Source organism: Rhodovulum kholense (assembly GCF_003053725.1).
In the GTDB taxonomy this organism is placed as follows: domain Bacteria; phylum Pseudomonadota; class Alphaproteobacteria; order Rhodobacterales; family Rhodobacteraceae; genus Rhodovulum; species Rhodovulum kholense.
On sequence record NZ_QAYC01000018.1, the window covers coordinates 35,980 to 50,873 of the forward strand.

Genomic DNA, 14,894 nt, shown 5'->3' on the forward strand with positions numbered 1-14,894 from the left:
CCGGCCGTCCCGGCGGCGGGCGTCAGGGGATGGCCCGTTCCATCGTGATCGAGGTCGGGCGGTCATACCCCGGATGTGCGCTGGTGCCGGTCGGCCGGAACCCGAGCGCGCCGAAGATGCGGTGATTTTCGGTCAGTTCGACCCGGGTCTGCAGTTCCAGACACGGCAGGCCCAGCGCCCTGGCCCGCGTCTCGGCCAGATCGACCAGCGCCCGGCCATGGCCCTCGCCACGCCGCGCCGGGTCGACGGCAAGCTTGCCAAGATACAGCCGGTCGGGCCGGGGCGTGAGAAAGACGCAGGCGAAAGGCGGCGCGCCGATGGCCGAGACCTCGCCCGATGCGCAGTGCCCGGCGATATCGGCCAGACGCAGCCGGTGCATCGAGCTGGGCGGGTCGATGCGCCCGTCCATATAGGCAAAGCTCCGGCGGATGAGGTCCAGCACCCCGGCCAGCGCCGGATCGTCCGCCGCCAGCCGCCGGGGTGCCTTGGCCCTCATGGCCCTGCCGGTCAGACGCGGCGCGGCGCGTAGAGCCCCTCGTAGATCGGGGCGAGCGTCTCGTGTTCGAAGAGCGAGGACACGCTGGTGCCCTGCCAGATGTTCATGATCGCCTGAGCGAACAGCGGCGCGGTTGGCACGATGCGGATATTGGGCGTCGCGAGGACGGCATCGGTCGGCTGGATCGAATCCGTCACCACCACCGATTTCAGCTGCGAATTGCGGATGCGTTCGACCGCGGGACCGGACAGTACGCCATGGGTGATATAGGCATGCACCTCCTTGGCTCCGGCCTCGATCAGCTTGTCAGCAGCCTTGCACAGCGTTCCGGCGGTGTCGCAGATGTCGTCGACGATGAAGCAGATCTGGCCCTCGACATCGCCGATCACGGTCATCTCGGCCACCTCGCCCGGACGCACCCGGCGCTTGTCGACGATGGCCAGCCCCGACCCGATCCGCTGCGCCAGTTCGCGGGCGCGGGTCACGCCGCCCACATCGGGCGAAACCACGGTGGTCTGGGGGGCGAGCCCGTTGAATTCATGCGCGATATCGAGCGCGAAGATCGGCGAGGCATAGAGGTTGTCGACGGGGATGTCGAAGAAACCCTGGATTTGGGCCGCATGCAGATCCATGGTCAGCACCCGCTCGATGCCGGATTCGGTGAGCAGGTTCGCGACCAGCTTGGCGCTGATCGGCGTGCGGGCCTTGGTGCGACGGTCCTGACGGGCATAGCCGAAATAGGGGATCACGGCAGTGATCCGGGCGGCCGAGGACCGGCGCAGCGCGTCGGCCATGATCATCAGCTCCATCAGGTTGTCGTTCGCCGGGTTCGAGGTCGGCTGGATCACGAACATGTCCTCGCCGCGGACGTTCTCGTAGACCTCGACGAAGATCTCCTGATCGTTGAACCGTTCGACCCGGGCGTCGACCAGGTCGACATTGATGCCCCGATGCATCGACATCCGCCGGGCGATGGCGGCGGCAAGCGGACGGTTGGCGTTGCCCGAAATCAGTTTCGGTTCATGGATATTGTGCATGGGGATGTCTCCGGCGGCGGCCGATTCGCGCGTGTAACGATACGTTGACAGCGCTTAGCACCGAGGTACGGTCTTGAAAACCTTGAGAGGGAGGGGGCGTCAGGATGGCCCATATCGACTATTTCTTCACGGTGATCTCGCCTTACGCGTATCTGGCCGGCGGGCGCCTGGAACGGATCGCGGCCCATCACGGCGCGACCATCACCTACAAGCCCCTTGATCTGATTGCGCTTTTCGCCCGCACCGGCGGCACGCCCCTGCCCCAGAGGTCCGAGGCGCGCAAAGCCTACAGGTTGCAGGAACTGCGCCGGCAGGCCGCCAAGGCCGGGCTGCCGCTGACCCTGACCCCGGCGCATTTTCCGACCAACCCGGCGCCCGCCGCCTATGCGATCATCGCCGCGCAGGCCGCGGGCGGCGGCGATCTGGGCGGGCTCGTGCACAGCCTGATGCGCGCCTGCTGGGCCGAAGAACGCGATCTGGCCGAGGATGCGGTCATCCGCGACTGTCTGGGCGCCGCGGGCTTCGACCCGGCGCTGGCCGACCGGGGGCTGCTGGCGGGGGCCGAAACCTATGCCGCCAATCTGGAAGAGGCGACCGCGCGGGGCGTCTTCGGGTCGCCCTTCTACATCACCGAAGGCGACGAGAGGTTCTGGGGGCAGGACCGGCTTGACGATCTCGACCTGCACTTGTCCGGCAAGCTCTAGATCCGGACCCGGCCAAGGACCGGGGCGCGCGGCTCAGTCGCCCCGGACGATGGCCAGAAGCGCGTCGACCTCTTCGTCGGTCGTGCACCAGGAACAGACCATCCGCGCCGAAAGGGGCACGTCGCCGGGGCCTTCCAGCGACTGGTCCATCGGCCAGAGGTAATACTGCGCCCCGGCCGCCTGGGCGCGGCGATGCGCCTCGCGCGGGAAGGCGGCAAAGACGGCATTGGCCTCGGTCGGATGCAGAAGCTCGGCCCGGTCGAGCGCGGCAAGCCCCTGCGACAGGCGCGCCGCCGCGTCGTTGGCCCGCGCCGCGAGCTTCAACCAGAGCCCGTCCTTCAGATAGGCGGCCATCTGCGCCGACAGATAGCGGTGCTTCGAGAAGAGATGCCCGCCCCGTTTGCGGCGCAATTCGAACTCCCAGGCATGGGCCGGATCGAACAGCACCACCGCCTCGACCCCCATGCAGCCGTTCTTGGTGCCGCCGAAGGACAGCACGTCGATGCCGGCCTTCCAGGTCATCTCGGCGGGCGTGGCGCCGGTCGCGACCAGCGCATTGGCGAAGCGCGCGCCGTCCATATGGACCGGCAGATCGTAATCGGCGGCGACCGCCGACAGCGCCGACACCTCGGCGGCGGAATAGACCGTGCCATGTTCGGTCGCGTTGGTGATCGAGACGGCCCCACGCTGGACGTTATGCACGCCGCCCCGGGCGGCGAAGCCGATGGCCTCGCGCAGCGCCTCGGGGGTCAGCCTGGCGTCGGCCCCCTCGACCAGCGTCAGCTTGGCGCCGCCGGTGTAGAATTCCGGCGCCGCGCATTCGTCTTCCTCGATATGGGCGTTGCGGTGGCAGAAGACCGTGGCCCAGGGCGGGCAGAGCAGCGACAGCGACAGCGCATTGGCGGCGGTTCCGGTCGCGACCAGATAGACCTCGGCGTCGGGCGCCTCGAAGGTCTCGCGGATCGCCGTGCGGACCTCGGCCATGATCGCATCGGCGCCATAGGGCATGGCATAGCCGTGATTGGCGGCAATCAGCGCGTCCAGGATCTGCGGCGGCACGGGCGAGGTGTTGTCCGAGGCAAAATGCATGGCTGTCACAGCTCCTCTTCGATGACGTGATCTTCCCAGTCTTCAAGCGGAACATCGAATTCGGGAATGGTCCAGCCCCGAACCGACATCCCGGCTTCGTGCACGCTTTCGGGATCGCCCGAGACCAGCGGATGCCAGTCGGCCAGCCCGCGGCCCTCCCAGAGCCGCCGATAGGCGCAGCTCAAGGGCATCCAGTAGGCGACCTCGCCCAGCGTCTTCGGCGACAGCACCACGCATTCGGGCACGATGCTCTTGCGGATCGGGTAATTGGCGCAGCGGCAGGTGCTGTCATCCAGCAGGCGGCAGGCGATGCGGGTAAAGACAACCTCGCCGGTATCGGCATCCTCGAGCTTGTTCAGACAGCACTTGCCGCAGCCGTCGCACAGCGCCTCCCATTCGGCGGGGGTCATGTCCTTCAGCGCCACCCGGTCCCAGAACTGCGGGCGCAGCGTGTCGGGGGCGGGCTTGCGGGTGAGGCGCGCCACCGTCTCAGTCCGGCGCGAAGGGAAGCGGCAGGTCGCCGGTCAGGATCGCCCGGGCCTGCCCGCAATCGGCATCGATCTGCGCGACCAGCGCCTCGAGCCCGTCGAACTTCGCCTCGTCGCGCAGGAACTCGACCAGGGCGACGGACAGATGGGTGCCGTAAAGATCGCCCTCGAAATCGAACAGGTAGCTTTCGCAATTCGGGACGTTCTCGCCGAACATCGGGCGGATACCGATCGAGGCGGCGCCGTCATAGGTGCCCTGATGCGGCCCCGACAGCACGTCGACCCTGACCGCATAGACCCCGAACCGCGGCCGGTGCAGCCCCTGGATCGACATGTTGGCGGTCGGAAAGCCCAGATCGCGGCCGCGCGCGTCGCCATGCAGCACCTCGCCCTCGATCCGGTGCCAGTGGCCCAGCATCGCGGCGGCATCGCGCGGGCGGCCCTCGGTCAGGGCATGGCGGATCGAGGTCGAGGAAACCTCGCCCACATGGTTCGACAAGAGCGGCACGGCGGTGACGCCAAAGCCCATCTCGGCCCCGAACCGTGCCAGATCCCCGACGGTTCCGGCGCGGCCCTTGCCGAAGCAGAAATCCTCGCCCACGACGACATGCGACAGCCCCAGACCGTCGACGATGACCTGCCGCGCGAAAGCCTCGGGCGAGAGCCCGGCCAGCGGCGCATCGAAGGGCAGTTCGTAAAGGTGATCGACCCCAAGCTTGGCCAGACGGTTGGCACGGGCCTCGGCATTCATCAGCCGGAAGGGCGGCGCCTCGGGCGCGAAGAATTCGCGCGGATGCGGCTCGAAGGTCAGGATGCCCAGCGGCGCGCCGCGGCGCGCGGCCTCGGTCCGCGCGGCCTCGATCACCACCCGGTGGCCAAGGTGAACGCCGTCGAAATTGCCGATGGCGGCCGCGGCACCGCGGTCGCCCGTCGCGTTACCGGTCCAGGAGGCAAAGGTCTGCATGGCCCCCGATTGCACCGGGGGCCGGGCCGCGTCAATCGAATTTCTTGCTGGGTGCCAGCACCACGGCCTCGCCCTTAAGAACCGGCTTTCCGTCGACGATACAGCGGCAATCCATGGTCACGCGGCGCCGCGAATGGTCGATGCCGGTGACCTCGACCTCGGCCAGCACCATGTCGCCGGGACGCACGGGGGCGAGGAATTTCAGGCTCTGGCCCAGATAGATCGTGCCATGGCCCGGAAGCTGTTCGCCGATCACCGCCGAGATCAGGCTGGCGGTCAGCATGCCATGGGCGATCCGGCCTTCGAAGATCGTCTCCATGGCGTAATCGTCATCCAGATGCACCGGATTGCAGTCGGTCGAGACCTCGGCGAACAGTTCGATGTCGCGGTCGGTCACCTGCTTGCGCAGATGGCGGCACATGCCGATCTCGATATCCTCGATGCAAATCGTTCCGCGTGGCATGTTGTCGAGCATTCCCAGCCCCCGGTGGATCATGTTGCGCTGCAGCATAGCGAAGCCGCGCCCATGCTGCAATGCGGGAGAGTAATTTTTCGTTACGTTTCGTTGTCCGGTCGCAACTTTCTTGCGCCACACTTGCGCCGTCGATTTCGCCTCCATCCGCCCGAACCGGGCCGCCCACACCGTCAATGCTGGGCCGGAACGCGCGGCAAGGCAAGGGAAATGGAAGGGGCCGCAAAGACTTGCGCCCCGGACGGGGCCGGGGCGCGAGGGCAGGACAGACGTGCCGCAGGGTCAGCGCAGGAAGCCGATGGCGTAGGTCGGGCTGGCCATGTGCTGTTTCAGGAAGGCCTCGAGCCGCTCGGGATCCGGCTGGTGCCGGGTCGCGGTCTCGGCCGCGGCGAGCCCGCCAGATATGAAGAGCGAATCGAGATCCTCGCCGATGGCCCCCGCGATGTCGGTGCGGATGCCGTCGCCGATGCAGAGGATGTCGGCATCCGCCACATCGGCGAATTCCGCCAGCCGCTGCCGGGCCAGATCGTAGATCGGCGGTTGGGGCTTGCCGAAATAAAGGCTCTCGCCGCCCATCCTGGTATAAAGCTCGGCGATGGCGCCCGCGCACCATTCGCGGGTCTCGCCCCGGTCGACCACCACATCGGGGTTGGCGCAAAGCAGCTTGAGCCCCTTCTGCTTGGCGTAAAGCAGTTGCGGGCGCAGCTCGTCAGGATCGGCATGCGAATCGAACGGGCCGGTGCAGACGATGCCCTCGGCCTCTTCCAGGGGCACGCGCTCGATCTCGACCGGGTCGCGGACGATGCGGATCGGATCGAAGAAGGTCAGGTCGAAATCGATGCCGATGAAATAGACCCGCTTGCCGACGATGCCGCGGAACATCGCGGCGCGGGCGCTGTCGCCAGAGGTGGCGATGGTGTCCCAGCTGTCGCGGGCGACGCCGATCTCCTCCAGCTGCCCCTCGACCGCCTTGCGGTGGCGCGGCGCATTGGTGATCAGCACCACCTTGCCGCCCTTGCTGCGATAGCGCTGCAGCGCGGCGACGGCGTCGGGAAAGGGCTCGCGCCCGTTATGCACGCAGCCCCAGAGATCGACGAACAAGGCCTTGTAGCGGGACGAGACCTCGTCGAGGCTCTCGATGATCGGAGTCATGGGCGGGCATCCTTGCAAGAAGGGGCGCCGGATGCGGCGCCCCCGGGGGTCGTGTCGGGGCTTAGAGCTGAAGGTTCGGGATGATCTGCTTCTTGCGGCTGACGATGCCCGGCAGCACCACGGTATTGCCCGAGACCTTGGCGGCAAAGCTCTTCTCGGCCACCGCCTTGACCAGATCGTTCGGCACCAGAAGCGTCGCTTCCTGCTTGAGGATGTCGACCACGAACAGCAGCACCTGATCGGCGCCATCCTCTTCGGCCACGCCGGTCATCGCCTGCATCAGGCTGTCCTTGCGGTCGAGCACGGTCTTGGGCGAGGTGGTTTCCAGCACCGAGACGCGGAATTTCTTGCCGGCGATCTCGTATTCCTTCGAATCCATCCGCAGCAGTTCGGCATCCGAGAAGGCCGAGACATCGGATTTGGCCGCGAACATCTCGGCGGCATAGTCGGGGATCGAGATGCCCAGCTCGGCCGCCAGCTTTTCGGCCACGGCCTTGTCGACCGGCGTGGTGGTGGGCGAACGGAATTCCAGGGTGTCGCTGAGGATGCAGGACAGCATCGCGCCCTTGATGTTGTCGGGCATCTTCGCCGCGTCCTCGCCCATCAGGTCGTGCATGATGGTGGCGGTGCAGGCCACCGGGCGCACGGTGATCTCGATCGGCGAGCGGGTCTTCAGCCCGCCCTGCAGCAGGTGGTGGTCGATGATCGCGATCACATTCGCCTCGTTGATCCTCGAGGGCAGCTCGGCGACGTTGTTGGTGTCGACCACGACGACATTCTCGCCCGGGGCGACATCGGCAATGATCTCGGGCTGCTCGAAGCCCCAGCGGGTCAGGACGAACTTGGCTTCGGTATTGGGTTCGCCCAGAAGCCTGGCCTCGGCGGCCTTGCCCTTGATCTCGGAAAGGTACCAGGCCCAGATCAGCGGCGAGCCGGTGGAATCGGTGTCGGGGGCCTTGTGGCCGAGAACCTTGATCGTCATGTGATACGCCCAATTTGCAGGTGTCTGAAGTCGGCGCCCTTATAGAAGGGGCCGTGCCGCTTGTCACCCGGCGCCTGCACGCTCTTTGTGCGCCGCGGCATTTCCGGGACCGCCCCGGCGCCCCGCCCGGCCACCCGGCCGGACTGCCCCGCAGAGGCCGATTTTTCGATATCGCGGCGCTTGACAGCCTGTCGCGGCTTTCCTATCTCCGGCTTCGTTAGCACTCACCGGGTGCGAGTGACAAAACCTCGACACCCAGAACCAAGGAGCGTTCGAACATGGCATTCAAACCTTTGCACGACCGGGTTCTCGTTCGCCGCGTCGAAAGCGATGAGAAGACCAAGGGCGGCCTGATCATCCCCGACAGCGCCAAGGAAAAACCGGCCGAAGGCGAAGTGATCGCCTGTGGCGAAGGCGCCCGCAAGGATTCGGGCGAGCTGATCGAGATGGGCGTCAAGGCTGGCGACCGCATCCTCTTCGGCAAATGGTCGGGCACCGAAGTCACGATCGACGGCGAAGAACTGCTGATCATGAAGGAAAGCGACATCCTCGGCATCATCGCCTGAGTGGATCGCCCCTAGAAACCAACAGATAGTCAGGAGCAAGCGACATGGCTGCCAAGGACGTCAAGTTCGATACCGATGCCCGCAACCGCATGCTGAAAGGCGTGAACATCCTCGCCGATGCGGTCAAAGTCACCCTGGGCCCCAAAGGCCGCAACGTGGTGATCGACAAATCCTTCGGGGCGCCCCGGATCACCAAGGACGGCGTCACCGTCGCCAAGGAAATCGAACTGGAAGACAAGTTCGAGAACATGGGCGCGCAAATGGTGAAGGAAGTCGCCTCGCGCACCAATGACGAGGCCGGCGATGGCACCACCACCGCCACCGTTCTGGCCCAGGCGATCGTGCGCGAAGGCATGAAATCGGTTGCCGCCGGCATGAACCCGATGGACCTGAAGCGCGGCATCGACATGGCCACCGCCAAGGTCGTCGAAGCGATCAAGGCCGCCTCGCGTCCGGTCAACGATTCCGACGAAGTCGCCCAGGTCGGCACCATCTCGGCCAACGGCGAAGCCAATATCGGCCGCTTCATCGCCGATGCGATGCAGAAAGTCGGCAATGACGGCGTCATCACCGTCGAAGAAAACAAGGGCATGGACACCGAAGTCGAAGTCGTCGAAGGCATGCAGTTCGACCGCGGCTACCTCTCGCCCTACTTCGTGACCAACGCCGACAAGATGACGGCCGAACTCGAAGACTGCTTCATCCTGCTGCACGAGAAGAAACTCTCGTCGCTGCAGCCGATGGTGCCCCTGCTCGAGGCCGTGATCCAGTCGCAGAAACCCCTGCTGATCGTGGCCGAAGACGTCGAAGGCGAAGCGCTGGCGACCCTCGTCGTCAACAAGCTGCGCGGCGGCCTGAAAATCGCGGCCGTGAAAGCTCCGGGCTTCGGCGACCGCCGCAAGGCCATGCTGCAGGACATCGCGATCCTGACCGGCGGCCAGGTGATCTCGGAAGACCTGGGCATGAAGCTCGAGAACGTCACGCTCGACATGCTGGGTCAGGCCAAGAAGATCCTGATCAAGAAAGACGACACCACGATCATCGACGGCCACGGCGACAAGGCCGAGATCGAAGCCCGCGTGGCCCAGATCCGTCAGCAGATCGAGGAAACCTCGTCCGACTACGACCGCGAGAAGCTTCAGGAACGTGTCGCGAAACTGGCCGGTGGCGTTGCCGTCATCCGCGTCGGCGGCATGACCGAAATCGAAGTGAAAGAGCGCAAGGACCGCGTCGATGACGCCCTGAACGCGACCCGTGCGGCCGTGCAGGAAGGCATCGTGGTCGGCGGCGGCGTCGCCCTGGTGCAGGCCGCCAAGGCGCTGGACGATCTCGAAGGCACCAACGAGGATCAGCACGCCGGCATCGCCATCGTGCGCAAGGCCCTCGAAGCGCCGCTGCGTCAGATCGCCGAGAACGCCGGTGTCGACGGCGCCGTGGTCGCGGGCAAGATCCGCGAAAGCGACGACAAGCACTTCGGCTTCAACGCCCAGACCGAAGAATATGGCGACATGTTCAAGTTCGGCGTGATCGACCCGGCCAAGGTGACCCGGACCGCTCTGGAAGATGCGGCCTCGATCGCCGGCCTGCTGATCACCACCGAGGCGATGGTTGCCGACAAGCCCGAACCGAAGGGTGCGCCCGCCGGCGGCGGCATGCCCGACATGGGCGGCATGGGCGGCATGATGTAAGCCGACCGGCCCTATCAGGTCACCGGAAAGGGGCTGCCATGTGCGGCCCCTTTCTTCGTTTTGGCCTCAGCCCCGCGACAGTTCTGTGCCGCCTGCGTCAAGATGCGCGGGCGCCCGGGCGCTGTCCGCCGGGCCGGAATTTGCTAGGTTCGCCCCATGACCATTCGCCCCGCCACCGCGTCCGATTACGGCCCCATCGCCCGGCTTCTCGAAGCCGCCTTCGCCCGTCCCGACGAGGCGAGGCTGGTCGAGGCGTTGCGCCTGGGCAAGGCCATGGCCCGGGAATGGGTGCTGGCCAATGACAAGGAAGAGATCCGCGCCTATCTGGCCTTGGTTCACATGGTCGAGCCCAGGGGCTGGTACGCGCTCGCCCCGGTCGCGGTGGCGCCGGGATCGCAGGGCCTGGGCCTTGGCGGACGGCTGATCCATGCCGCGCTCGACGTGGTCGAGGGGCCGGTGGTGGTGCTGGGCGACCCGGACTATTACACGCGCTTCGGCTTTTCCGTGGGCCGGGCCGCGAACCTCGTCTCGCCCTATCCGCTGGACGTGACCGCGCTCTACGAGCCCGCCCCGACCGGAAGTCCGCCGCTGGCGCGGCTTGTCTACGCCACCCCCTTCGGTGCCTGACGCGCCCGCCCCATCCGCACCCGTTCCGCCTGCGTCAGATCGCCCGTCGTCCACCGCCCTGTCGGCCGCGCAGCCTGCTCCGGCGACCACGCGGCCCCGGCCATCGTCCTGACCTGACGAGGAATTTTCACCGCCGCCCCCGGCGCCGGTTCCGCTTACATTCATTAACGCCCGAAAGTCCCGGATTCCAAATCCGTTTCCGCTTTATTGCAGGTTGACTCGCAATGCCCGGGCGCGCCTAATTAAGATTAATCAAGATTGCATTGTTTTAACGAGTCGTCCGTCTACCCATCGCCCTGCCTCGGCCCGATGCCCCGGGGGAGCGCGTCTTTTAATGGGCACATTCCTTTAATTTCCGAATTTCAATGACATGGGGGTCTTGCGATGTTCACCAATGGGGGCGATACCGAAACCATCGTTCCGTCCGGCAGCAACCAGAGCTTCGATGCACTGGGGGGCATCGACACCGTCATTCTCGACGCCTCGGCACTCGGCTTCAGCCTGAGCGGCTCCTTCACGGCAGGATGCTGGTCCGCGACCTACAATTCCGTCCATCTCGACATCGACAATGTCGAAAGGATGATGGTGATCGGCGGGTCCGGCGACGACTTTCTTTCCGGCGGAGATGACAACGACACTCTGCTGGGCGGGGCGGGCAACGACTATCTTTGGGGCGGCGATGGCGCCGACCTGATCGACGGCGGGGCTGGCGATGACGAAGTCTGGGCCGGAACCGGTGATGTGGTCACCGGCGGCGCGGGAACCGATACGCTGATCCTCAATCTCGGCACGTCCGGCGCCCAGAGCATCGACCTGACCACCGGCGCCGGAACCGGCGTGACCTGGAGCGGCTTCGAGCGGGTCGATCTGTACCTCTCTGGGATGGATCGCGACGTCCATGCAGGGTTCGCGCTTGGCGAAATGGACGGCCAGGGCATGGTCCATGTCGATTATTCCGGAACCGATATGACCGGCCGCAGCGCCACGTCGATCAACTTCAGCGACGGCGAGATTTCCGTAGCGCTGGATGACGGCAGCGTCGCGGATACCACGATTTACGGCTTTCGCCAGGTCGAAGTCATCGGCTCTTCGGGCAACGATTCCATATTCCTCGGAGATGTCGATGGAGGCGTGGTCGATGGCGGTGCCGGAAACGACAAGATCTGGGGCGGGTACGAGCACTCGGTCCTTTACGGCGGAGATGGAGACGACGAAATCACCGGCTATTCCGACTACGACATCATGCATGGCGGCGCCGGGAATGACAGCATCTACGGCTATCTCTACTCGGCCTCGGAACTCTGGGGCGACGACGGCGACGACTATCTCGACTCGGGCGATAGCGACGGCGAGCTTCACGGCGGGGCGGGGAACGATACGCTGATCGGGGGCGAAGGCAGCCCGCTGCTCGATGGCGGCGACGGCGATGACTATATCCTGACCATGCTGGGGCAGGATGACATCGATGGTGGCGCCGGATACGACTACCTGAGAATCAACGCCCCCTATTACGGCATCAACTACGATCTCGACATCAGCCAGAACGGCGGGATCAAGGGCATCGAATACGCCTCGATCCAACTTGCCCACGGCGACGACACCATCCGCATCGGCATCGCCTCGGCCCGGATCGCCAGGACCGGAGGCACCGATCACCTGATCCTCGACTACTCCGAGGCCGACGAAACGGGCCGCACCGCGACTGCGGCCTCGTTCGACCTCGCGGCCGATCTCAGCACGGCCACGCTGAGCGACGGGTCCTCGATCTCCTGCGACCTCAAACAGGATCTCTTCACCGTCATCGGCACCGGCGGCAGCGATCTGATCGATGCCAGCATCGCCGCCCTCGGCTGCACCCTGTCGGGGAACGCCGGAGCCGATACGATCTTCGGCGGCGACGGCAATGACGATATCTCTGGCGGCGGCGCGAATGACACCCTCTCGGGCGGCGCGGGCAACGACCTGATCGACGGCGGCTCGGGCAACGACCTGATCGACGGCGGCAGCGGCAACGACACGCTGACCGGCGGCGCCTGGGACGATGTGCTGAACGGCGAGGCGGGCGACGACACCTTCCTCTATGCAGCCGGGTCGAACGGCTATGACATGATCGACGGCGGCAGCGGGACGGCAGACCGCATCCTTGCCCTGGCGGACAATGTCACCATTGGGCTTGCCGGGCTGACCGGCGTCGAGATCGTCGATGCCGACGGCCATACAGGCGTGCGGCTGCTGGGCTCGGCCGCCGGCAACCTCATCGACCTTTCGGCCAGCACCCTGATCGGCATCGGCATCATCGACGGCGGGTCGGGCAGCGACACCATCCTGGGAACGGCCGGGGCCGATACCATCATCGGCGGCAAGGGCAACGACATTCTCGAGGGGCGCGCGGGCGACGACATCTTCCAGGTGGCGGACGGCGCGGGAACCGACATCTACCGGGGCGGCAGCGGACAGGACACGATCCTGGCGATCGCGAATTCGGTGGCGATGACGGTCACCGGCTCGACGCTGACCGACATCGAGACGATCTCGTCCGGGGGCCATGTCGGCTTCACGCTGGTCGGGCTGAACGGCGCCGATGTCATGGACTTCTCCGCCATCGCCCTGAGCGGCGTGACCCGTATCGACGGCAAGAGCGGCAATGACACCATCACCGGCTCGGCCGGGGCCGATCTGATCGAGGGCGGCGCGGGCGCCGACCTGCTGACCGGGATGGCCGGAGCGGACGTGTTCGATTTCAACAATGCAAGCCACAGCCGGGGCGCGTCGGTCGACGTGATCTCCGACTTCCAGAGCGGCGAGGACCTGATCGACCTCTCGGGCATAGACGCCAATAACGGTCTGGCGGGAGACCAGGACTTCGTCTTCGTCGGGGCGGCGGCCTTCAGCGGCACGGCGGGCGAGTTGCGGGTCGACACAACCTCGCTGCCCGGAACGACGGTGATCCTCGGGGATATCAGCGGCAACGGACGGGTCGATCTGGAAATCCGTCTCGACGGGCTGCACCTGCTGACAGAGGCCGACTTCCTGCTATAGCGGGGGCCGTGCCGGGGGGGCAAAAGCCCTCCCGGCCACGGGACCGCTACGGCCGCCTGTCCGGCGGACAGAGAATCTGCGCCCCGCCGTACGGCCCGGACGGGCCGGGATCGGGCCCCACCGCAGGTTGTCTTAGAGCGGTTGCACATCTCGCCTGCTCTGTGGCGCGACAATGGGCAAAAGATGAACAGCCGCCACACCGATCCCGAAAATTGCTGCAATTGCACAATGGCTCTGCCCATCGGCGGGCATTAAGGAATGTGACCGCCTTAACCCTGCGTCGTCAATGACTTGCATCCAGCAAGTAACAAATGCGGCCACTTTTTACCACATTTTGACCGACTCCCGCAGCCCCCACCCGAGGGCCGTTAAGGATTTGGTAAGCTGCATTGCGGCAACACGGCCTTGGTCTAAACACGCGCACAAACGTCAAGGAGGGACCTATGGCCACAATTCCAGGTGGTGCGTTCAATGACTTTGTCTACGGAACGTCCGCCGCGGATCTGATCGCCGCGGGGGCAGGAGACGATACGGCCCTTTCCGGGGACGGAAACGACACCGTATTCGGTGAGGAAGGCAACGATTTCCTGAACGGGGGCGCCGGTGACGACGTACTCGACGGGGGGTCGGGCAACGACCTGCTGATGGGGGGCTCGGGCAATGACCAGCTCTCGGGCGGCAGTGGCGAAGACATGCTGATGGGCGGTTCGGGCGACGATGTCGTCTCGGGCGGGTCGGGGTCGGACATCCTTCACGGGAATGACGGCAACGACATGCTGTTCGGCGATTCCGGCGACGACCAGCTTTACGGCGGCACCGGCGACGACATGCTCTATGGCGGCGAAGGGGCCGACGCGCTGCACGGCGATGCCGGCAACGACAAGCTCTACGGCGGCGAGGGCGACGACCTGCTCGAAGGCGGGACCGGCAATGACTCGCTCTACGGCGACGAAGGCTCGGACTACCTCTACGGCGAGGCTGGCGATGACAAGCTTTACGGCGGCGAAGGCGATGACGTGCTCGACGGCGGGGCGGGCGACGACCAGCTCTTCGGCGGCACCGGCGGCGACCAGCTTTACGGCGGCGCTGGCGACGACCTGCTCGATGGCGGCGCCGGTGGCGATCTGCTGCAGGGCGGCGACGGGGACGATACGATCCTCGGCGGCGACGGAGACGACATCCTGAACGGCGAAGCCGGGAACGACGTGCTCAGCGGCGGCCTGGGCGACGACGTGCTGATCGGCGGAGCGGGCGACGACCTGTTCGTCTTCTCCGGCGGCGGCGACGTGGTGATGGACTTCACCGAGGGCGACCTGGTGCAGTTCTCGGCCTCGTTGCCGGGCGGCGTCACCCTGACCGACGCGTCAAGCGTGGCCGATTACGCCATGGATATCGGCGGCGCCAACACCCTGATCGACTTCGGCCAGGGCGACAGCGTGATGCTCTACGGCGTCTCCTACGACGACGTGGCGGCAGATCCGTCGAAGTTCTTTACCGTCGTCTGAACGGACTGAGGCGGGCCGGCCCTTGGGGCCGGTCCGCACCCCTTCCCCTTCCACGACCCGCCCCCCTGCTCCCTCACGTCCGGAC

14 protein-coding genes are annotated in these 14,894 nt (G+C 66.0%); 6 read left to right on the plus strand and 8 right to left on the minus strand.

From position 1 onward, the window contains the following. Window positions 1-22 precede the first annotated feature (22 nt). Together C8N38_RS17880 and C8N38_RS17885 are read right to left on the minus strand one after the other, a co-directional pair. Window positions 23-496, minus strand: coding sequence for a GNAT family N-acetyltransferase (locus C8N38_RS17880; protein WP_108028504.1), 474 nt, complete (start codon window positions 494-496; stop codon window positions 23-25). A gap of 11 nt (window positions 497-507) precedes the next feature. Continuing rightward, entirely contained in the window at window positions 508-1,533 is a 1,026-nt protein-coding gene (locus C8N38_RS17885; RefSeq protein WP_108028505.1) for a ribose-phosphate pyrophosphokinase, read from the minus strand. 104 nt (window positions 1,534-1,637) lie between these two features. Here C8N38_RS17885 and C8N38_RS17890 point away from each other — a divergent pair, with 104 nt between their 5' ends. Next, complete coding sequence (locus C8N38_RS17890) at window positions 1,638-2,237, plus strand: 2-hydroxychromene-2-carboxylate isomerase (protein WP_108028506.1); 600 nt, start codon at window positions 1,638-1,640, stop codon at window positions 2,235-2,237. Window positions 2,238-2,270: 33 nt separating this feature from the next. On the opposite strand, the gene C8N38_RS17895 is transcribed toward C8N38_RS17890, so the two are convergent. The 6 genes from C8N38_RS17895 to C8N38_RS17920 form a co-directional block, all read right to left on the minus strand. Then, window positions 2,271-3,326, minus strand: a complete 1,056-nt coding sequence (locus C8N38_RS17895) for a threonine aldolase family protein (RefSeq protein WP_108028507.1) — start codon at window positions 3,324-3,326, stop codon at window positions 2,271-2,273. A gap of 5 nt (window positions 3,327-3,331) precedes the next feature. Then, window positions 3,332-3,811, minus strand: a complete 480-nt coding sequence (locus tag C8N38_RS17900; protein ID WP_281258237.1) for a YcgN family cysteine cluster protein — start codon at window positions 3,809-3,811, stop codon at window positions 3,332-3,334. A gap of 4 nt (window positions 3,812-3,815) precedes the next feature. After that, window positions 3,816-4,778, minus strand: a complete 963-nt coding sequence (locus C8N38_RS17905; RefSeq protein ID WP_108028526.1) for a bifunctional riboflavin kinase/FAD synthetase — start codon at window positions 4,776-4,778, stop codon at window positions 3,816-3,818. A gap of 31 nt (window positions 4,779-4,809) precedes the next feature. Beyond that, complete coding sequence (locus C8N38_RS17910) at window positions 4,810-5,253, minus strand: MaoC family dehydratase (protein WP_075787675.1); 444 nt, start codon at window positions 5,251-5,253, stop codon at window positions 4,810-4,812. Window positions 5,254-5,532: 279 nt separating this feature from the next. Beyond that, window positions 5,533-6,402 carry a TIGR01459 family HAD-type hydrolase gene (locus C8N38_RS17915; RefSeq protein WP_108028508.1) on the minus strand — a complete coding sequence of 290 codons (870 nt, stop codon included), beginning with the start codon at window positions 6,400-6,402 and terminating at the stop codon, window positions 5,533-5,535. A 61-nt stretch (window positions 6,403-6,463) separates the two neighbouring features. Further along, complete coding sequence (locus C8N38_RS17920; protein ID WP_108028509.1) at window positions 6,464-7,384, minus strand: manganese-dependent inorganic pyrophosphatase; 921 nt, start codon at window positions 7,382-7,384, stop codon at window positions 6,464-6,466. Between the two features lie 278 nt (window positions 7,385-7,662). Here C8N38_RS17920 and C8N38_RS17925 point away from each other — a divergent pair, with 278 nt between their 5' ends. The 5 genes from C8N38_RS17925 (at window position 7,663) to C8N38_RS17945 (ending at window position 14,809) form a co-directional block, all read left to right on the plus strand. Then, window positions 7,663-7,950, plus strand: a complete 288-nt coding sequence (locus C8N38_RS17925) for a co-chaperone GroES (protein ID WP_075787017.1) — start codon at window positions 7,663-7,665, stop codon at window positions 7,948-7,950. Window positions 7,951-7,994: 44 nt separating this feature from the next. Further along, window positions 7,995-9,638 carry a chaperonin GroEL gene (gene groL, locus C8N38_RS17930; protein ID WP_108028510.1) on the plus strand — a complete coding sequence of 548 codons (1,644 nt, stop codon included), beginning with the start codon at window positions 7,995-7,997 and terminating at the stop codon, window positions 9,636-9,638. Window positions 9,639-9,794: 156 nt separating this feature from the next. Then, window positions 9,795-10,265, plus strand: a complete 471-nt coding sequence (locus tag C8N38_RS17935; protein WP_108028511.1) for a GNAT family N-acetyltransferase — start codon at window positions 9,795-9,797, stop codon at window positions 10,263-10,265. Window positions 10,266-10,649: 384 nt separating this feature from the next. Next, window positions 10,650-13,304, plus strand: coding sequence for a calcium-binding protein (locus C8N38_RS17940; RefSeq protein WP_108028512.1), 2,655 nt, complete (start codon window positions 10,650-10,652; stop codon window positions 13,302-13,304). Window positions 13,305-13,747: 443 nt separating this feature from the next. Next, a complete protein-coding gene (locus tag C8N38_RS17945) occupies window positions 13,748-14,809 on the plus strand; it encodes a calcium-binding protein (RefSeq protein WP_108028527.1) in 1,062 nt (353 codons plus the stop codon). Window positions 14,810-14,894 lie beyond the last annotated feature (85 nt).

Bases quoted from the DNA above. Each gene is read 5' to 3' on its own strand.
- C8N38_RS17925 (WP_075787017.1), top strand. From the start codon at position 7,663: ATGGCATTCAAACCTTTGCACGACCGGGTTCTCGTTCGCCGCGTCGAA.
- groL (WP_108028510.1), top strand. From the start codon at position 7,995: ATGGCTGCCAAGGACGTCAAGTTCGATACCGATGCCCGCAACCGCATG.
- C8N38_RS17935 (WP_108028511.1), top strand. From the start codon at position 9,795: ATGACCATTCGCCCCGCCACCGCGTCCGATTACGGCCCCATCGCCCGG.
- C8N38_RS17910 (WP_075787675.1), bottom strand. From the start codon at position 5,253: ATGCTCGACAACATGCCACGCGGAACGATTTGCATCGAGGATATCGAG.
- C8N38_RS17885 (WP_108028505.1), bottom strand. From the start codon at position 1,533: ATGCACAATATCCATGAACCGAAACTGATTTCGGGCAACGCCAACCGT.
- C8N38_RS17920 (WP_108028509.1), bottom strand. From the start codon at position 7,384: ATGACGATCAAGGTTCTCGGCCACAAGGCCCCCGACACCGATTCCACC.
- C8N38_RS17890 (WP_108028506.1), top strand. From the start codon at position 1,638: ATGGCCCATATCGACTATTTCTTCACGGTGATCTCGCCTTACGCGTAT.
- C8N38_RS17895 (WP_108028507.1), bottom strand. From the start codon at position 3,326: ATGCATTTTGCCTCGGACAACACCTCGCCCGTGCCGCCGCAGATCCTG.
- C8N38_RS17880 (WP_108028504.1), bottom strand. From the start codon at position 496: ATGAGGGCCAAGGCACCCCGGCGGCTGGCGGCGGACGATCCGGCGCTG.
- C8N38_RS17905 (WP_108028526.1), bottom strand. From the start codon at position 4,778: ATGCAGACCTTTGCCTCCTGGACCGGTAACGCGACGGGCGACCGCGGT.
- C8N38_RS17940 (WP_108028512.1), top strand. From the start codon at position 10,650: ATGTTCACCAATGGGGGCGATACCGAAACCATCGTTCCGTCCGGCAGC.
- C8N38_RS17915 (WP_108028508.1), bottom strand. From the start codon at position 6,402: ATGACTCCGATCATCGAGAGCCTCGACGAGGTCTCGTCCCGCTACAAG.
- C8N38_RS17945 (WP_108028527.1), top strand. From the start codon at position 13,748: ATGGCCACAATTCCAGGTGGTGCGTTCAATGACTTTGTCTACGGAACG.